The sequence below is a fragment of the Collinsella sp. wc0529 genome (assembly GCF_046116875.1).
GTDB lineage: Bacteria > Actinomycetota > Coriobacteriia > Coriobacteriales > Coriobacteriaceae > Collinsella.
On sequence record NZ_JBJXBO010000001.1, the window covers coordinates 700234 to 717527 of the forward strand.

A 17294-nucleotide genomic window follows, 5' to 3' on the forward strand; every position below is an offset into this window, starting at 1 on the left:
CCCCGAGCCAATCTCCGAAGGCGGCGGCAAAGGGTGCCGCCACGGTGTGAAAGGGTGGATTGTAATGAAGAACGAAATGAGCAGAAGGCAGTTCCTGGGCTTTGCTGGTTCCGCGGCTGCAGTTCTTGGTCTGGGCCTCGTGGGTTGCGGTGGTTCTGCCGGCTCCGGCTCCTCTGCTTCTGGTGACGCTGCCGAGGTCTACTTCCTCCAATTCAAGCCCGAGGTCGACAAGGAGTGGAAGGAGATCGCCAAGGCCTATAAGAAGGAGAAGGGCGTCGAGGTCAAGATCGTGACCGCTGCCTCCAACACCTACGAGGAGAAGCTCAAGTCCGAGATGTCCAAGAGCTCCGCTCCGACCCTGTTCCAGGTCAACGGCCCCACCGGTCTTAAGAACTGGAAGGATTACTGCGCCGACCTGTCCGATACCAAGCTCCGCGGTGAGCTCATTGACGACTCCCTGGCTCTGCAGTCCGACGGCAAGGATGTGTGCATCGACTGGGTTCAGGAGAGCTTCGGCATCATCTACAACAAGCAGCTGCTCGAGAAGGCTGGCTACAAGGCCGAGGACATCAACTCCTTCGACAAGCTGAAGGCTTGTGCCGATGACATCCAGGCCCGCAAGGACGAGCTTGGTGTCGAGGGTGCCTTCACTTCCGCCGGCATGGACGACTCCTCCAGCTGGCGCTACACCACCCACCTTGCCAACATGCCGCTCTACTACGAGTTTGAGAAGGAGCACAACCAGGAGGACGACGAGATCAAGGGTGAGTTCCTCGACAACTACAAGCAGATCTTCGACCTGTACATCACCGACTCCACCTGCGATCCTTCGCAGCTTGCTTCCAAGACCGGCGACGACGCCACCAACGAGTTCGCAACCGGCAAGGCCGTCTTCTACCAGAACGGCTCTTGGGCCTACTCTGACCTCGTCAAGGCCGGCATGACCGACGATCAGATTGGCATGATGCCGATCTACATCGGTGTTGACGGCGAGGAGAACCAGGGCCTGTGCTCCGGCGGCGAGAACTACTGGTGCGTCAGTTCCCAGGCTTCCGAGGATGCCCAGAAGGCCACCGAGGACTTCATGTATTGGTGCGTCACCGCTGACACCCCGACCAGCATCATCGCCGACAAGATGGGTCTGACCGCTCCGTTCAAGAGCGCCAAGGAGACTACCAACGTCTTCTCGCAGCAGGCCGTTGCCATGGCCAAGGACGGCAAGAAGACCGTCGCTTGGGACTTCGTCTACATTCCCTCCGAGGAGTGGAAGAAGAACCTCAAGCAGGCTCTGATTGCCTACGCTGCCGATAACACCAAGTGGGACGGCGTCAAGAACGCCTTCGTCGATGGCTGGAAGACCGAGAAGGCTGCTTCCGAGTAAGTAGTTGCTGCCCAAGCTATCTGATTAGCGACAGGGGGCGGGCAGACGTTGGTTTGCCCGCCCCCTGCATATTGAAAGGACCCTTCTATGGGCAAAGCACTCAAGCGCTGGTGGCCGCTCTTTATGCTGCCCACGTGCCTGGCGTTTATGATCGGGTTCGTGATCCCCTTTATCCAGGGCTTCTATCTCTCGTTCTGCCAGTTTATTACCATCAACAATACGCACTTTGTCGGTATCGAGAACTACGTGCGCGCACTGTCCGATCCGCAGTTTGCCACGTCGTTCTTCTTTACCGTGGCGTTTGCCTTCCTGTCGACGGTGCTCATCAACGTGATCGCCCTGGCCATTGCGCAGGCGCTCACCCGCAAGGCGCTCAAAGGCACCAACATCTTCCGTACGATCTTCTTTATGCCTAATCTGATCGGCGGCATCGTGCTGGGCTACATCTGGCAGATTCTGATCAACTGCCTACTCTCCAACGTGGGCGCCCAGCTCATTGCCCTTAACTCTGCTGCTGGCTTCTGGGGCCTTATCATCCTGACCCTGTGGCAGCAGGTCGGCTACATGATGATCATCTACATCGCTGGTCTGCAGTCCATTCCGTCCGACTACATCGAGGCCGCCAAGGTCGACGGTGCCACGGCATGGCAGACGTTTTGGAAGGTTAAGATCCCTAACCTGATGCCGACCATCACCATCTGCCTGTTCCTGTCCATCACCAACGGCTTTAAGCTGTTCGACCAGAACCTCGCCCTTACCGGCGGCGCCCCCGCGCACTCCACCGAGATGCTCGCCCTGAACATCTACAACACGTTCTATTCGCGTGCCGGTATCGCATGGCAGGGCATTGGTCAGGCCAAGGCGGTTATCTTCTGCATCCTGGTCGTGGCCATCTCCATGATCCAGCTTAAGGCCACGAGGTCCAAGGAGGTGCAGCAGTAATGAAACGCGATAAGGTTATCAACCGCGCGCTCTCGATTTTCTTTACGATCCTGTCGCTCGCGTGGATCTACCCCGTGTTCATGATTGCGCTTAATTCTTTTAAGAAAGCGACCGCAATCAGCACCACCACGGCATTCGATCTGCTCACGCCCGAGACGTTCAACGGCCTCGCAAACTACATGCACGCCCTTAACGAGCAGGGCTTTGCCTCGGCATTTATGTACTCGCTCATCATCACGGTCACGTCGGTCGTGCTGATTCTGGTGTGCTGCTCCATGTGTGCTTGGTACGTAGTGCGCGTCAACAACAAGATCTCGAACTTCTTCTATTACCTGTTCGTCTTCTCGATGGTCGTGCCCTTCCAGATGCTCATGTTCACGCTGTCCAATTTGGCGGACCGCATCGGCTTCAACACGCCGTTCAACATCTGCTTTATCTATCTGGGCTTTGGCGCGGGCCTGGCGGTCTTTATGTTCGCCGGCTTTGTAAAGAACATTCCGCTCGAGATCGAAGAGGCGGCCATGATCGACGGCTGCAACCCGGTCCAGGTGTTCTTTAAGATCGTCCTTCCCATCATGAAGCCCACCTATCTTTCGGTCGGCATCCTCGAGACCATGTGGGTCTGGAACGACTATCTGCTGCCCTACCTTACGCTCGACTCCACCAAGTACAAGACCATTCCTATCTTGATCCAGTACTTCCGCGGCGGCTACGGCCACGTCGAGCTCGGCCCCATGATGGCCTGCATCATGATGGTCGTTATCCCCATCGTTATCATGTACATCCTCTGCCAGAAGTACATCATCGACGGCGTGGTGGCAGGTGCCGTCAAGGGCTGATGCCGTAACTGTTTTGCAAGTTTCTGCGGCGCCCCTCAGCGCGGCGCCGCATATCGAAAGGTAAAGACATGGCCGAGATCGTTCTCAAACATGTTCAGAAGGTGTATCCCAACACCGAGTCCAAAAAGAAGGGCTTCTTTGGCAAAAAGAAGAAGACCGAGGAGAAGAAGCACAACCTCAAGGTTACCGAGGACGGTGTGCTCGCTGTAGAGGACTTCAACCTCACCGTTCACGACCAGGAGTTCGTCGTCCTCGTTGGCCCCTCTGGCTGCGGTAAGTCCACGACGATGCGCATGGTCGCCGGCCTGGAGGACATTACCTCGGGCGATGTGCTCATCGACGGCAAGCGTGTCAACGACGTGGCGCCCAAGGACCGCGACATCGCCATGGTGTTCCAGAGCTACGCTCTGTACCCCAATATGACGGTGTACGAGAACATGGCATTTACGCTCGAGCTCAAGAAGGTTCCCAAGGACGAGATCGACCGCAAGGTTCGCTCTGCTGCCGAGATTCTGGGCATTACCGAGTACCTCGACCGTAAGCCCAAGGCGCTCTCCGGCGGCCAGCGCCAGCGTGTCGCTATCGGCCGCGCCATCGTGCGTGACCCCAAGGTCTTCCTGATGGACGAGCCGCTGTCCAACCTGGACGCCAAGCTTCGTAACCAGATGCGTGCCGAGCTCATTAAGCTGCGCCACGAGATCAAGGGCACGTTCATTTATGTTACTCACGACCAGACCGAGGCTATGACCCTCGGTGACCGTATCGTGGTCATGAAGGACGGCGTTGTCCAGCAGATCGCCACGCCGCAGGAGGTCTTCAACCATCCCGCGAACATCTTCGTCGCCGGCTTCATCGGCGTGCCGCAGATGAACTTCTTCGATGCCCAGCTGGTGCGCTCGGGCAACGGCTTTACCGTCAAGACCGAGGATATGAACGTGGCGCTCGCCCCCGAGACTTGCGCTCAGCTTGCCCTCAACTGGGACGGCGGCGACGTGAAGGAGATTACGGCCGGCGTGCGTCCCGAGCAGATCCTGCTTGCCGACAAGGGCGAGGAGGGCGCGCTCCAGGGTACCGTCGAGGTGACCGAGCTCATGGGCTCGACCGAGCATGTCCACGTGACCGCTCCCGACGGCCAGTTTGTCCTGATTATCCCCGTCGTCGACCTCGAGGCCAAGGGCGCGCTCAAGGCTGGCGACACCATCTGGTTCAAGTTCGAGAAGAACGCGACCCACCTCTTCGATAAGGTCTCTGGCAAGAACCTTATCTAGGCCCGGTGCAACCAGGCCCTTCCTTTGGGCGACTGCGGTATTGCCATCCTTTTGCCGCGGTCACATATAAGGCTCCCCTCCCGTCCGCTGGGCGAGAGGGGAGCCTTTCTTTGTGTTGGGGCTGTCTGACCGGTCGTTTGTCTCGATCTGTAACAGGTAGGGCCGATTTCGGACGTTAGATGTTACAGATCGAGACGGTTCCGCTGAGCTAACCATTTCATCTAAATCTGTAACACCAAAGGTGAATTTCAGCTGCTAGATGTTACAGATCGAGATTGACCCAAGGGGGGGCCGGTATGTCTCAATCTGTAACAGCTGGGACCGTTTTTACCGAGTAGTTGTTACAGATCGAGATTGTTTGGCCGAGTTGGGTCGCAGGGTAACGTGCGGGCACAAAAAACGGAGCCGTGTTGCCACGACTCCGTTTCTCAAGAGGATGGGTAAGGGAAGCGAAATTAGCTCAGGTGCCAAATCTCGTCGTTGTACTGGGAGATCGTGCGGTCAGACGAGAAGGTGCCGGCGTTGGCGATATTGATGAGCGTCTTGCGCATCCAGGCGTCCTGGTCCTCGTAGTCGGCCAACACGCGCTCCTTGGTCTGGATGTACTCCTCGATGTCGAGCAGGGCCATAAACCAGTCCTTGCCCTTAATGTCATCGTGCAGGCGCTGCAGGCGCTCGACGTTGCCGGTCGCCATAAAGGCCGGGTTGGTGATGAAGTCCACCAGCAGTTTAATGCCGGGCTTGCGGTAGAGCACACCGGCGTCATAGGTGCCGTCGGCATAGAGCTGCTCGACCTGTTTGGACGAGGCACCAAAGGTATAGATATTCTCGTCGCCCACGAGCTCGGCAATCTCCACGTTGGCGCCGTCGAGCGTGCACAGGGTTAGGGCGCCGTTGAGCATGAACTTCATGTTGGAGGTGCCGCTCGCCTCCTTGGAGGCCAGGCTGATCTGCTCGGAGATATCAGCGGCGGGGATCACGCGCTCGGCGGCGGTGACGTTGTAGTTCTCGATCATGACGACCTGCAGGTAGGGAGCCACGTCGGGGTCGTTTGCAATCCACTGCGACAGCGTCAAGATCAGATGGATGATGTCCTGCGCGATAGTGTAGGCAGGCGCCGCCTTGCCGCCAAAGATGATGGTGACGGGGTGCTTAGGTCTGTTGCCGTTCTTGATATCGAGGTACTTCCAGATGATGTAGAGCGCGAGCATCTGCTGACGCTTGTACTCGTGGATGCGCTTGACCTGGACGTCGATGATGGCGTTGGAGGGAATGGTCACGCCCTGCTCGAGCGCCATGAACTGGCGCATGATGGCCTTGGCTTCGACCTTGGTGGCGGCCAGGCGCTCAAGAACGTCCTTGTCGTCGGCGAACTTGGCGAGTTTGCTCAGATCGCCGGTGCTGCGCCAGTCGGTGCCGATCACATCGTCGAGCAGGCTGGCGAGCGCGGGGTTAGCGCCATGGATCCAGCGGCGGAAGGTGATGCCGTTGGTCTTGTTGGAGAACTTCTTGGGATAGATCTCGTAGAACGGATGAAGCTCGGTGTCCTCCAGGATCTTGGTGTGGAGGGCGGCTACGCCGTTGATGGAGAAGCCAAAGTGGATGTCCATGTGGGCCATGTGGACGGTGTCGTGCTCGTCGATGATGGCGACGCGCGGGTCATCGTGCTCGGCCTTCGCGATCTCATCGAGCTTGACGATAATGTCGGCGATGGCAGGGGAGACCTTCTGCAGGCTGGCGAGCGGCCACTTCTCGAGCGCCTCGGCAAGAATCGTGTGGTTAGTGTAGGCGACCATGGAGCGTACAATGGTCACGGCCTCGTCAAACTCGACGCCATGCTCGGTGGTGAGCAAGCGAATGAGCTCGGGGATGACCATGGTGGGGTGCGTGTCGTTAATTTGGACCACGGCATAGTCGGCCAGATCGTGCAGGTTGCTGCCGCGCTCGACGGCCTCGTCGATCAGGAGCTGGGCGGCGTTGCTCACCATGAAGTACTCCTGATAGATGCGAAGTAGGCGGCCCTGCTCGTCGGAATCGTCGGGGTAGAGGAACAAGGTGAGGTTCTTGGCGATCTCGGTCTTGTCGAAGTCGATGGAGCTGCCGGGGACCAGGCCGTCGTCGACGCTCGCCAGGTCGAACAGGCGCAGGCGGTTCTTGGTGGGCTGGCCGTAACCGGGCACATCGATGTTGACGAGCTTGGAAGTAACGGCAAAATCGCCGAACTCGACGGTGTAGGAGCGGTCATCGTCGACTAGGATGTCCTGCTCACCGAGCCACTCGTCGGGGACGGCCTTCTGCTGGTTGTCGACAAAGCGCTGACGGAACAGACCGTAGTGATAGTTGAGGCCCACGCCATCGCCGGTCAAGCCCAGCGTGGCGATGGAATCCAGGAAGCATGCGGCCAAGCGGCCCAGGCCGCCGTTGCCGAGTGACGGCTCGACCTCGAACTCCTCGATCTTGTTGAGGTCGTGGCCTGCGGCGGTGAGCTGGTCCTTAACCTCGTCGTAGATGCCGAGGTCGATCATATTGTTGATGAGCAGCTTGCCGATCAAAAATTCGGCGGAAATGTAATAGAGCTTTTTCTTGCCGTTGTTGAGCGGGCGGGCGGCGGAGCGCTCCTGCACGAGTTTGACCAGCAGCTTGTAAATGCGACGGTCGTCGAGCTGCTCGAGCGAGGTGCCAAAAGACTGCTCGGCGAGTTCCATGAGGTTAATTCGGGGCATGTTTTCTCCTGTGATGGGTTGTTTCATGTCTGCAATTCATAAGAAGCCCGCGCGAGGGGATTGGGGTGGCCTCGCGCGGGAAAAGCAAGCGCGTCCGCACGGTGGGGAGGGGTCGGGCGCGGTGGCTCCTATTGAGGAAGCTCGATTTCGGCTTCCGACGGGATGCGGAAGTAGGTCTCGGTCCAGTCGGTGAGTTTGTGCTCGAGCTCGCGGGTGATGGCGCCGTCGAGCATGCGCCAGGTCCAGTTGCCGCCCAGCGTGGCAGGGGTGTTGATGCGCGCCTCGTTGCCCAAGTTGAGCAGGTCCTGCATGGTGAAGATGCACGTGTCGCTCACGCTGGCGGCGATGGTGCGATTGAGTGCATCTGCCATGGGTTCGCCGGCTTGCTGATGGGTGTACAGGGCTGCCTGCTCGCGCTGACGCGGGGTGGCCGTTCTCTCAAACCAACCGCGCGCCGTCTCGTTGTCGTGGGTGCCCACATAGGCGACGGTGTTGGCGATGTAGTTATGCGGCAGGTAGTACGAGTTGGTGCCCTCAAAGGCAAACTGCAGGATCTTCATGCCGGGGAAGCCCGAGTTGTCGCGCATGTCGATGACGCCGGGGGTGAGGAAGCCCAGGTCCTCGGCGATGATGGGCAGCGTGCCGAGCTTTTCCTCGAGCGTCTTGAAGAACTTGAGGCCGGGACCCTGCGTCCACGAACCGTAGGACGAATCGGGCGAGGAGAACGGCACCTCCCAATAGGCCTCGAAGCCGCGGAAGTGATCCAGGCGGATGACGTCGTACATGTCGAGGGCGGCGCGAATGCGGCCCTCCCACCAGGAGAAGCCGTCGGACTCCATGGCGTCCCAGTCGTAGATGGGGTTGCCCCAGTACTGGCCGGTGGCCGAGAACTGGTCGGGCGGCGTGCCGGCGACGCTCACGGGATTGCCGGCGGCGTCGATCTTAAAGAGCTCAGGCGTCGCCCACATCTCGACGGAGTCACGCGAGACATAGATGGGCAGGTCGCCGATGATGAGAATGTCGCGCTCGTTGGCATAGGCCTTGAGGCGGCTCCACTGGCGATCGAAGAAGTACTGCGTCATCTGGTGGTAGAGCATACGCGCCGGATGGTCGGCGCAGACCTTGGCGGAAGCCTCGCCGCGGGTGCGGAGCTCCGCGGGCCACTCCCAAAACGCCTTGAGACCGCACTCCTCTTTGACGGTCATGAACTCACAGTAGGGGATGAGCCAGTCCTCGTTGGCCTGGATAAAGTCATCGAAATCGGCCGGCTTGTCGGCGGCAAAGCGCTCGGCGGCGCGGTCGAGAATCTGACGGCGGCCACCAAAGATGGCACCGTAGTCGACATTGCTGGGGTCGGATCCCAGATACACGCCATCGATATCGCGCTGCTCCAGATACCCTGCCTCGATAAGCTCGGCAAAGTCGATAAAGTTGGGGTTGCCTGCGCGGGCCGAGAACGACTGATAGGGCGAATCGCCATAGCTGGTCGTCGTAAGGGGCAGAATCTGCCAGTAATGTTGTTTGCACGAGGCGAGAAAATCGACGAAGTCGTAGGCATTCCAACCAAAGCCGCCGATTCCGTATGGTCCGGGCAGAGATGAGACGGGCATGAGGACGCCGCTTGCACGCTCCATGGATGCACTCACCGTCCTTTTGAATAAGGGGCTGCGCCGTAGATGGATAGACGGCTCGTCCCGAGTTTCCATTTCTATTGTCCCTATTGTAGAACATGTTGTTTAAACATGTATAGAGAGAATGAAAAAGTTGCCGACTTTCGGTGAATGGTAGTGCGCCATAGACGATATGAGTTGAACATTGGGAGCTCCTCCCCTTGCGGCTCTTTTGTGGGTCGGGCGACAATGGTCGTCGTCATTAAAGACCGGCTGCCAGCCAGGTTGCAACAATGCAAGAAGGGTTCACATTCAGTTGGCCGTTGACACAAACAATCGCGCGAAGACCTCGTCTTCTTCGGTAAGTCCAGGCGCGGCAAGACGCGCATGGCAGTCGCCCTCACGATGCGCGCGGTCGCCGCGGACATGTCGGTCAGGTTCTGGCAGACCGCGCAGCTGGTTCTCGAGCTCGGCAACGCGAAGCGCAAGGGAACGCTGTCGAAACTGTTGAACGACGTGTCGCCCGCGAGGCTGCTCGTGCTCGACGAGTTCGTCTACGTCCCCTGCGACGTAGACGGTGCGAGGGTTCTCTACCAGGTCATTTCCGTCCATGTAGTGCTCGTAGGCTGCGGCGTCGTCGGGCTCGTCGAAGGAGAGGGACTCCGTCCAGTCCCAGTAGGCCCCCGTCCAGGCGCCCCTGCGCCTGCCGGCCGGCGTCGTCTCGTCGAAGACGAGGCCGTGGCGCAGCAGGAACTTCGACATCCGCTGCTTGGCGTGTTGCAGGTCGTCGCGCGCGTCCTCGAGGGCGCTCGTCGGGGACCCACACCTCGACGACGTTGCGGCGCGCCAGCATGCGTGCCAGCCACTCGGCGTCGCGGCGGTCGTTCTTGCGGCCGCGGTCGGCCGCGGGCCGGTGCATCTTCGGGACCGCCCCGACGACGCAGCCGAGGCCGAGGGCCCGCAGCGCGCGGCCGCGGTTGATGGTACGACCATTGTCGCCCGACCCACGAGAGAGCTGCAAGGGGAGAGGCCCCAATGTTCAACTCATATCGTCTGTTGTGCCAGAGTCGCTCGGGAAAGCGCGACCGACGCAGCGCGCTGTTTTCCAGTCACATCCAGTTCGGGTTGATTTCGGCATGCGATAAGAAACTGGATTTGAATTTCGACTCGAAAGATGGGCAATGCTGATGAGAAACGCTTGGAGTTCGGGATTGCGCGGCGTGAAGCGACCCTCCTTTTATCGAGTTCGTTACAATGTAGGAAAAACAGTAAGTAAGAAGACCTCTGATTGCTTTAGGAGGAGCTGTGGTGAATAGCGCCCAGAAGATCGATAAGTCCATCCAGAAGATGATGACTCTCGGAAGAAGGCTTGGGATTCTGTTTACGGCGCTGTTTATAGCGGTGTGTTGCTGTTCGGTGGTGGTGGTTATTTCCATTGGGCTTATGGCTGCTCAAGGAAACCTATATGATCCATCAAAGACGGTTTCCGTAGTGGTTCCTTTGATGTATCTTCTGATTTCCGGAGGGGCCACATGGACCCTGCGGGGAATCAGCATGGACATGGCTCATGGCGAATCGCCCTTTACCCTTTCGCATGCTCGAAGAATCTCGATTATCGGGTGGCTGTTTGTTGCAGCAGCAATAGGTGACCTCTTGTTTTCTCCGGGGTTTCTTTCGATAGTGATTGGCCCCTTCGACTTGCTGGGGAACGCCTATTCGATGTTTGAAAACCTGGCCCTGCCCATAGATATTGGTGCTGTGCTGGGGGCCGTTTGCTGCTTCTCGATTTCTGCGATATGGCGCTACGGAGCTCTGCTTCAAGACCAGACCGAGGATTTGGTGTGAGGGGCGGCATGGACTATCTGATTATTGAGCTTGAAAGCTTATTGCTTCGACGCGGAAAGACGAGTACGGATATCATTCGGGCGACCGGGCACACACCGGCAAGTATCTCAAAAATACGAAATGGCAAGGTGAAGGCAATTAGGTTAAAGACATTGCTGGATATTTGCGTAGAGCTTGATTGCCAGCCTGGCGATCTTATTAAGCGCGTCAACGAAAGAGAACTTGAGGAACTGGCGACGCGGCGCGCCCGCAACGCGCTGAGCAGGGCGACCGCGACGGGTGATGACCCGGTCCTGGAGTCAGATCATGTTTACGTGGTCGATCTTAGAGACGACTGAGGCTGGAGAATAAAAAAGTATTGAGCAGGTGCAGCCCGTGAAAACAACGGTTTTCACGGGCTGTTCATTCAACGTCCTGCAGTGGCCTGTATTTCTCGCCGCGTCACTGGGGAACGAGAGAGTCATTTCCTGTGCTGGATGCAGGGGGGTGCTTACCTTGTGTACTATATAAATAAGCTTATATTGAAATATGACACATATCGAATTAGAATAACATTATCAATTCGGTATGCAAGGAAAGGAGGGAGAGATGGATTGGATTAACGAGCCGGAGGAAGGCGTTGCACCCGCGTGCGGTAACTGCTTCTTCTACGCGCACGGGGGATGCACGAAGAGGTGCCCCAATCAGTCCTGCACGTTCCGTTTCTAGGGGGCAGAGATGAACTGGCTTTCTACCGCGAAAGGAGGGGAATGAAATGGAATGGATTACCGAGCCGTCAGCCGGAGCTGAGCCCATGTGCAACAATTGCTTCTTTTACGCGCACGGCAGCTGCAGCACCAAGTGTTCTTCACAGGAGTGCACTATCCGCTTTTAGCGGATAGTGCACGCCGTACGGCGTGCACAGACTGTTCAAAGATATTTTGGCCAGCAGCGCCTGAGGGGCGATGTGGCATTGCAATATGGGGGGGCGAACCGACGTTACCTATAACCCCGCACAATTGCCATGTCGTCCCTTTTTATTGACGGGGAGGATGTCGTCCATGCGGGAAGTCCCAGTTGAATTGCGTGCCATATCCAAGAGATATGGCGGGTTTGAAGCGGTTAAATCAGTCTCGTTCTCTTTAATGGAAGGCGAGCTGTGTGCACTCATTGGGGAGAATGGTGCCGGCAAGAGCACGTTAATTCGATTGATCACGGGGCTTTCGGAGCCATCGTCAGGAACGATCTCGATGTTTGGGCAAACCGGGAGACGTGAAATACGGAGCTGCAGGGAAAGGCTGGGTTATATGCCCGACCTCAATGCTTCGTATCCTAATCTGACCGCGCGAGACAACTTGGTCGTTCGCTGTATTGAGTGGGGGCTTCCCACCGATCGTTCCATCGACGGTGTGTTATCAACCGTCGGTTTGGGGGAGGCCGGCGGGAAGAAAGTGAAGAACTTCTCAATGGGAATGAGGAGGCGTCTCGATCTGGCCATAGCGTTGCTGGGCGATCCGGAGCTGTTGATCCTGGACGAGCCGACAAACGGCCTGGATCCGATGGGGATAGTCGAAGTAAGAAAAATCCTTACGCATCTTAACAAAGATCAAGGTAAAACGATTCTCGTATCCAGCCACAATCTTGAGGAGATGCACAAGCTGGCAACTGATTACCTCTTCATAAGTCATGGTCGCCTCATTCGAAGGATGACCGCACCTCAGCTGGAAAAGTCATGCCGCGGTGGTTTCGTGTTGCATGTGGACGATCTGGAGCGAACGAGATCGGTTCTCGGAGATGAGACCTCACATTCTTTTCTGCCGGACGGCAGCGTCCTTATGCGCTATGAGGAGAAAAAGGAAGGGCGGGGCATTGCAATCGAAGCGCTCTCGACCGCAGGTGTGAGGGTTGCGGAGGCGTATTCTCATAGGAAGAGCCTTGAGGAGTTTTATTCGGAGCTCATCGGTCGAGAGAGCGAGCTGTGATGAAACGCGAGTTCATCTCAGCTTTTCGGAGCGAGGTATGGTTGCTCGCCAGGCACCCGGCGACCGCTCTGATGATTGCGCTTGCGGCTGTGCTGTATGTGGTTGCGGCTGCGACTTCGTCTGAGGTGCTGATCATGGTCGCCGGTGATGACCCGTATACGCTTGGAGGGGCTATAGGTTTTATTGGAAACCTAGTGGATGCAGGGGACGTTTTGGGCTCTGTTGCCCGGACGTCTTTTGCGTCTACAGTGGTCTGGATTCCGGTGACGATTCTCTACGCGGTTTACGCCACGTCGAGAGACTTTGAATCCGTGGCTTACGCCGTATCGAGATCGCGAGGGGTGTCGCAGGCGGCGATTGTGATCACGAAGCTGTTGGTGAACTGCACTCTGGTCGGTGCCGTGTATCTTCTTTCTACGACTGCGCTGTATTTAACCAAGATGGCCCAATGGGACGTTGGGGCCTCGTGCTCAGGGTTTGCCCAATTTGTATCGATTGCGCTGATGATCGCGCTGCTGCTCATTTCGATGTACGCCGCTACCTTCGCCCTGTATTTGCTCACGAGGAGTGTGGTGGCGAGCAGCGTCGTTGCAATAGCGGTTTCGATATTTGTGATGGTGTGGTTCCCAAGTACATACGGAAGCGGTCAGCCCAGCTTGCTGCTCATGCTCTCGCCCGTGTATTACCTGATGAACCTGTGTTCCCTGAGTATGCAGAATGTTGGTGTAATTCAGGTTTTGCTGTATGCGGGCGGCACTGTGCTTGTGTCGGTTGGAGTTGCGCTCGTCTCGCTATTTGTAAGGACGGCGGTTCGATGAATCTTGGGATGTCGGTCAGGGCGGAACTGTTCCGCGCAAGGAGAATGAAACTCGCCGTGATAATAGCGCTGATGTATTTGGGCATCGCGGGGATTTATGTGTTTGCCGGGTCCGGCGCATGGGTCTCCGCAGGGGGAGAGGGCCAGTTCTTTGGCTTTTCCGCCGATCCGGGCTATCTTTTCTCGATAGGGGTTGGGCCAACGGGTATCTCTTCCTGGCTAAGTGTCGTCTCCATGGCGCATACGGTGTTCTTCCCAATCGTCTCTGTTGTTGTGGCGGGGACGCTATTCGGTGATGCGACGAGCGTGTCGGCAAGGGGAGTTTCGATTGCTCGGGGCTTCCGCAGCTGGCAGCTGTTTGCGGCAAAGACATTGGCTTGCGAAGTGTATACGCTGTGCCCCTACATCGTGTTTACTCTCGGTGTCGCTGCGGTCTTTGCCGTGTGCTCCGGAAGCGGTCTAGACAGCCTTACGGTTGGTAATGTGACCTCGGCACTCCTGTCGAATATCGTTATAGACGCCGCTTATACGCTGATGGTTGCGGTTGCATATGAGGTGTTCAGGATCAGATCTCTTGTGTCGGGAGCCTTGCTGGTCGCAACGTTCGCGGGCCTTGTTATCGCGATGAGTTTCCCAACCGTTTTACCCCCGGTTCACATGGCTTATTGGATGAGGGCGTGCGGGGCTGCCGGCGGGACGGTCCTGATGGCTGCATGCGGCCATGCGGTCATCGTGTCGCTCGCATGTCTATTGCTGCTTTCGTGCAGTTTTTATCGAAGAAGGTAGTGCGCTGGCGTATGCGCAGCGTCTGAGGGTCGATATGGATTTGATTGGAAATGGAGATGGTGCGAAGTGAAACTGTCGCAATTTAATGTGGTGCATGAACATAACGGAAGTCTTCTTATCATGAATGCGCGAACCGGCGGCATCCTGTCGTTAAATCCGGAATACGCGCAGTAATTCAAAAGGATTCAAGAAGGGGACGTTCGGGATGCCGATGATCTTGTCGCGGAGCTGATAAGGGGAGGCATCCTAGTCAATGAGGAGAGGGACGAGCTTGGGGAGATCAGGTTGCAAAGTCGCGCCGCGCGCTTTGCGAATACTGCTCTGTCCCTTACCATTGCGCCAACGATGGCTTGCAACTTTTGCTGTCCCTACTGCTATGAAAAGGGACAGGCGTACACGACGATGGGCGAGGAGGTTTTGACACAGCTCTCCAAGTTCGTGAAAGATTACTATCCTGGTATCGCAAGTCTCTCAGTTGGATGGTACGGCGGCGAGCCTCTGCTCGGAATGAAGATGATCGAACGGATTACGTCGGATCTGAAAGATGTCGTGGGGCCAACGTGTGAATATTCCGCATCGATAGTGACAAATGGCTATCTGCTGACGCCTGATGTTGCAAGGAGGCTCGCGGCATGTGGTGTGACGAGCGCGCAAGTGACTATAGATGGATCGAAGTCGGATCACGATTCGAGAAGGATTCTTCACGACGGAAGCCCTACATACGAACGTATTCTCAAGAACGTCAAAGAGTGTGCCGACATCATCGATATTTCGATAAGGAGCAACGTCGACAAGACCAACATCGAGGCCGCTCAAGAGCTATTGGATTATCTCGAGCTAAATGGCCTGATGAATAAGGTTCACTTCTATTTAGCCCCTGTTGACGATATCAATCAGGTATGTGCGAACGACAGCCACTGCTTTACTGTAAAAGAGTTCTCGTATGAGGAGACTGAGTTTTATAAAAGGGCAATTGCGCGGGGCTTCAAAGTTCAACCTTTTGGTGGGACGAATTTCGGGATATGTTGCGCCGTTGGAATCAACTCGTACGTGGTTGATCCCGTCGGAGATTTGTATAAGTGCTGGGATGACATTGGAATGAAGGAGCGGAGGGTCGGAACTATTTTCGAGCCGCCAATGTTGAGCAAGAACATGATTAACTGGATGGCATATGAGCCGGATGACCCGGAATGCCAAGAGTGCTTTGCTTTTCCCATGTGCATGGGAGGGTGCCCCAACCACGCCTTAAACGGTGAGGGGAAACGTTGCGTTTCCTTCCGGTATGATGCCGAGCAAAAAATGCTGCTCTCCCAGATGATGAATACGGCAAAACGGGGTGCGGGGCAAAATGAGGCTGATGCTTAATCTCTGTAGAAAATATATACTGGGCGGTCGATTCTACGCCTATCTTGTCGTAACAGTTTTGGTCGGGCTGCTTGCGCTTGCGGGTCCCTTTCTTACCGGCATAGTGGTAAACCGATTGGCGATGCCGGCCAGCGCCGATCTTGCCGCCGTTCTCGTTTGTTGCCTTATTTTGGTTGCGGTCCAAGCGGTTCGAGCGGGACTAGTGTATTGCTCAGAGATGCTGTACATCAACCTTCAGTCGCATGCGGGGTTCGGCTTAAATGCGGATACGCTTGAGCACGTGAAGCACCTTCCCCAGGCATTCTTCGAGGGCTTCAACGCGTCGTATTATAACCAGCAAATCAATCACGACGCTAATGACCTTGTCATCTTCGTAATCAACTCGGTTGTGGGGGTTTCAAGCAACGTTATCACCCTTTTGTCCGCCCTGTTTGTTCTCGGTAGCCTGAATATCAAGTTGAGTGTGGTCTGCCTTGTTCTTGCGGCAGCGAGTGCCGCTTTTTATGCGGTTTCACGCGCAAGGCTGTTTGAGAGAAGTTTTGACGTACAAGAGCAGAGCGCGAGGTTTTTTTCCTGTCTACAAGATCAGTTGGAGAAAGTTGATTTCATCCGCAAACATGCTTTGTTCGATAGGTCCCGCGCTGTACTGGTCGAAGCTTTTAATGGGCTCTATCCAACGATGAGAGCAAATCAGGAAGTAGGGTCTAGATTTACCTTTGGCAACGCGTTGGTCGCTTCCGCCGCTCAAGGATGTCTTCTTGCTGTGGGCGCGGTTGAAGTGATGGGCGGGAGACTGTTGCCTGGTTTTCTCGTGACTGCTGTTGGATATTATTCGAACTTAAGCTCAGCGGTACAGTATTTGTTGGGCTGGGGAAGGGATTACCAGACTAATCGCGTATGCTATGAGCGGCTGAAAAGAATTTGGGATGTCCCGGTGGAAGCGAATGGCAAATTGGCGCTTGGTCCGATTGAGGAAATCCGTCTAGAGAACATCAAGCTACGTTATCCAGGGGCGGAAAGGGTCGCGTTAAGCATTGAGGGGCTCGCGTTTTCCAGGGGTCGGCTATATGGAATCTCGGGGCCGAATGGTTCGGGGAAGAGCTCGCTGCTGTCAGTGATATTGGGGCTATATCCAGATGACACAGAAGGGGCCGTTCGCTACAACGGGGTGTCACAGCGTTGCATCGATCGATATGCATTGCGGCGGTGTCGAGTCAGCATTACGGAGCAAGAACCCCCTATCGTTGAGGGGACGATTCTCGATAATCTTACGCTGCTTTCTGATGATTACGAGATGGATAAGCTGAATCGGATGCTTGTCATATTGGGGCTAGACGAAATGGTTGCTTCTGTGGAGAACGGGGCAACGGCGATGCTTGACGGCGGGAAAGGAGGGGTGTCCGGCGGCGAGAAGCAAAAGATTGCAATTGTGAGACAGCTGTTGAAATCGCCGGACGTTATGCTTTTTGATGAACCGACCTCAGCACTTGATGCGAAGAGTCGAGGCGCGCTGATCAAATTGCTTCATGAAATTAAGAGAGACCATATTGTAATCGTTGTCACTCATGACGAGGAGATGCTTGCCGCCTGTGACGAGGTCATTTCGACGGCTGGATGATTATCGGATTGTGGCGTTGAAGACCAAGAAACTTGAAATGGCGTGGGCTCTGGGTAGGTCTCCACGGGTACGCCGTCGGTGCTGTACTCGACCGCCCGGCAAGAAGGTTTTATAGCGTGTTTCCCCAGAGAGGTCCCTT

The 17294-nt window shown here is 56.3% G+C and carries 14 protein-coding genes; 12 read left to right on the plus strand and 2 right to left on the minus strand.

The features are described from left to right. Window positions 1-64 precede the first annotated feature (64 nt). The 4 genes from ACKUTP_RS02880 to ACKUTP_RS02895 all read left to right on the plus strand — a co-directional run bounded on the left by ACKUTP_RS02880 (window position 65) and on the right by ACKUTP_RS02895 (window position 4430). Window positions 65-1381 carry an ABC transporter substrate-binding protein gene (locus tag ACKUTP_RS02880; protein ID WP_195240873.1) on the plus strand — a complete coding sequence of 439 codons (1317 nt, stop codon included), beginning with the start codon at window positions 65-67 and terminating at the stop codon, window positions 1379-1381. Between the two features lie 87 nt (window positions 1382-1468). Further along, on the plus strand, window positions 1469-2323 hold the full coding sequence (locus ACKUTP_RS02885) for a carbohydrate ABC transporter permease (RefSeq protein ID WP_055285610.1): 855 nt from the start codon (window positions 1469-1471) through the stop codon (window positions 2321-2323). Continuing rightward, window positions 2323-3162: a carbohydrate ABC transporter permease gene (locus ACKUTP_RS02890; RefSeq protein ID WP_022095055.1), complete on the plus strand. Its 840-nt coding sequence runs from the start codon at window positions 2323-2325 to the stop codon at window positions 3160-3162. Before ACKUTP_RS02885 ends, ACKUTP_RS02890 begins: the two co-directional genes overlap by 1 nt. A gap of 68 nt (window positions 3163-3230) precedes the next feature. Further along, window positions 3231-4430, plus strand: coding sequence for an ABC transporter ATP-binding protein (locus tag ACKUTP_RS02895; protein ID WP_138113449.1), 1200 nt, complete (start codon window positions 3231-3233; stop codon window positions 4428-4430). A gap of 455 nt (window positions 4431-4885) precedes the next feature. Here ACKUTP_RS02895 and glgP read toward each other — a convergent pair whose 3' ends face one another. Beyond that, on the minus strand, window positions 4886-7153 hold the full coding sequence (gene glgP, locus ACKUTP_RS02900; RefSeq protein ID WP_226812452.1) for a glycogen/starch/alpha-glucan family phosphorylase: 2268 nt from the start codon (window positions 7151-7153) through the stop codon (window positions 4886-4888). Between the two features lie 128 nt (window positions 7154-7281). After that, window positions 7282-8859, minus strand: coding sequence for a 4-alpha-glucanotransferase (gene malQ, locus ACKUTP_RS02905; protein WP_409063509.1), 1578 nt, complete (start codon window positions 8857-8859; stop codon window positions 7282-7284). A gap of 291 nt (window positions 8860-9150) precedes the next feature. Here malQ and ACKUTP_RS02910 point away from each other — a divergent pair, with 291 nt between their 5' ends. From ACKUTP_RS02910 to ACKUTP_RS02945, 8 genes are all read left to right on the plus strand, one after another. Beyond that, complete coding sequence (locus ACKUTP_RS02910) at window positions 9151-9744, plus strand: ATP-binding protein (protein WP_409063510.1); 594 nt, start codon at window positions 9151-9153, stop codon at window positions 9742-9744. A gap of 327 nt (window positions 9745-10071) precedes the next feature. Then, window positions 10072-10608 carry a hypothetical protein gene (locus ACKUTP_RS02915; protein ID WP_035137761.1) on the plus strand — a complete coding sequence of 179 codons (537 nt, stop codon included), beginning with the start codon at window positions 10072-10074 and terminating at the stop codon, window positions 10606-10608. Between the two features lie 8 nt (window positions 10609-10616). After that, on the plus strand, window positions 10617-10946 hold the full coding sequence (locus ACKUTP_RS02920; RefSeq protein ID WP_052044110.1) for a helix-turn-helix transcriptional regulator: 330 nt from the start codon (window positions 10617-10619) through the stop codon (window positions 10944-10946). 702 nt (window positions 10947-11648) lie between these two features. Next, on the plus strand, window positions 11649-12569 hold the full coding sequence (locus tag ACKUTP_RS02925; RefSeq protein WP_035137759.1) for an ABC transporter ATP-binding protein: 921 nt from the start codon (window positions 11649-11651) through the stop codon (window positions 12567-12569). Continuing rightward, window positions 12569-13387, plus strand: coding sequence for a hypothetical protein (locus ACKUTP_RS02930; RefSeq protein WP_195240859.1), 819 nt, complete (start codon window positions 12569-12571; stop codon window positions 13385-13387). The genes ACKUTP_RS02925 and ACKUTP_RS02930 overlap by 1 nt, the downstream gene beginning before the upstream one ends. After that, window positions 13384-14172, plus strand: coding sequence for a hypothetical protein (locus ACKUTP_RS02935; protein WP_035137757.1), 789 nt, complete (start codon window positions 13384-13386; stop codon window positions 14170-14172). The genes ACKUTP_RS02930 and ACKUTP_RS02935 overlap by 4 nt, the downstream gene beginning before the upstream one ends. Before the next feature lie 345 nt (window positions 14173-14517). Continuing rightward, window positions 14518-15537 carry a radical SAM/SPASM domain-containing protein gene (locus tag ACKUTP_RS02940; protein WP_147324164.1) on the plus strand — a complete coding sequence of 340 codons (1020 nt, stop codon included), beginning with the start codon at window positions 14518-14520 and terminating at the stop codon, window positions 15535-15537. Continuing rightward, window positions 15521-17155 (plus strand): ABC transporter ATP-binding protein, encoded by a 1635-nt coding sequence (locus ACKUTP_RS02945; protein ID WP_084591801.1) that lies wholly within the window; start codon window positions 15521-15523, stop codon window positions 17153-17155. Before ACKUTP_RS02940 ends, ACKUTP_RS02945 begins: the two co-directional genes overlap by 17 nt. Window positions 17156-17294: the final 139 nt, after the last annotated feature.

What these genes read in the sequence shown, in the direction of transcription:
- ACKUTP_RS02930 (WP_195240859.1), top strand. Translation starts at nt 12,569, where the DNA reads ATGAAACGCGAGTTCATCTCAGCTTTTCGGAGCGAGGTATGGTTGCTC.
- ACKUTP_RS02920 (WP_052044110.1), top strand. Translation starts at nt 10,617, where the DNA reads ATGGACTATCTGATTATTGAGCTTGAAAGCTTATTGCTTCGACGCGGA.
- ACKUTP_RS02935 (WP_035137757.1), top strand. Translation starts at nt 13,384, where the DNA reads ATGAATCTTGGGATGTCGGTCAGGGCGGAACTGTTCCGCGCAAGGAGA.
- ACKUTP_RS02940 (WP_147324164.1), top strand. Translation starts at nt 14,518, where the DNA reads ATGGCTTGCAACTTTTGCTGTCCCTACTGCTATGAAAAGGGACAGGCG.
- ACKUTP_RS02880 (WP_195240873.1), top strand. Translation starts at nt 65, where the DNA reads ATGAAGAACGAAATGAGCAGAAGGCAGTTCCTGGGCTTTGCTGGTTCC.
- ACKUTP_RS02895 (WP_138113449.1), top strand. Translation starts at nt 3,231, where the DNA reads ATGGCCGAGATCGTTCTCAAACATGTTCAGAAGGTGTATCCCAACACC.
- malQ (WP_409063509.1), bottom strand. Translation starts at nt 8,859, where the DNA reads ATGGAAACTCGGGACGAGCCGTCTATCCATCTACGGCGCAGCCCCTTA.
- ACKUTP_RS02910 (WP_409063510.1), top strand. Translation starts at nt 9,151, where the DNA reads ATGGCAGTCGCCCTCACGATGCGCGCGGTCGCCGCGGACATGTCGGTC.
- ACKUTP_RS02925 (WP_035137759.1), top strand. Translation starts at nt 11,649, where the DNA reads ATGCGGGAAGTCCCAGTTGAATTGCGTGCCATATCCAAGAGATATGGC.
- ACKUTP_RS02945 (WP_084591801.1), top strand. Translation starts at nt 15,521, where the DNA reads ATGAGGCTGATGCTTAATCTCTGTAGAAAATATATACTGGGCGGTCGA.
- glgP (WP_226812452.1), bottom strand. Translation starts at nt 7,153, where the DNA reads ATGCCCCGAATTAACCTCATGGAACTCGCCGAGCAGTCTTTTGGCACC.
- ACKUTP_RS02890 (WP_022095055.1), top strand. Translation starts at nt 2,323, where the DNA reads ATGAAACGCGATAAGGTTATCAACCGCGCGCTCTCGATTTTCTTTACG.
- ACKUTP_RS02885 (WP_055285610.1), top strand. Translation starts at nt 1,469, where the DNA reads ATGGGCAAAGCACTCAAGCGCTGGTGGCCGCTCTTTATGCTGCCCACG.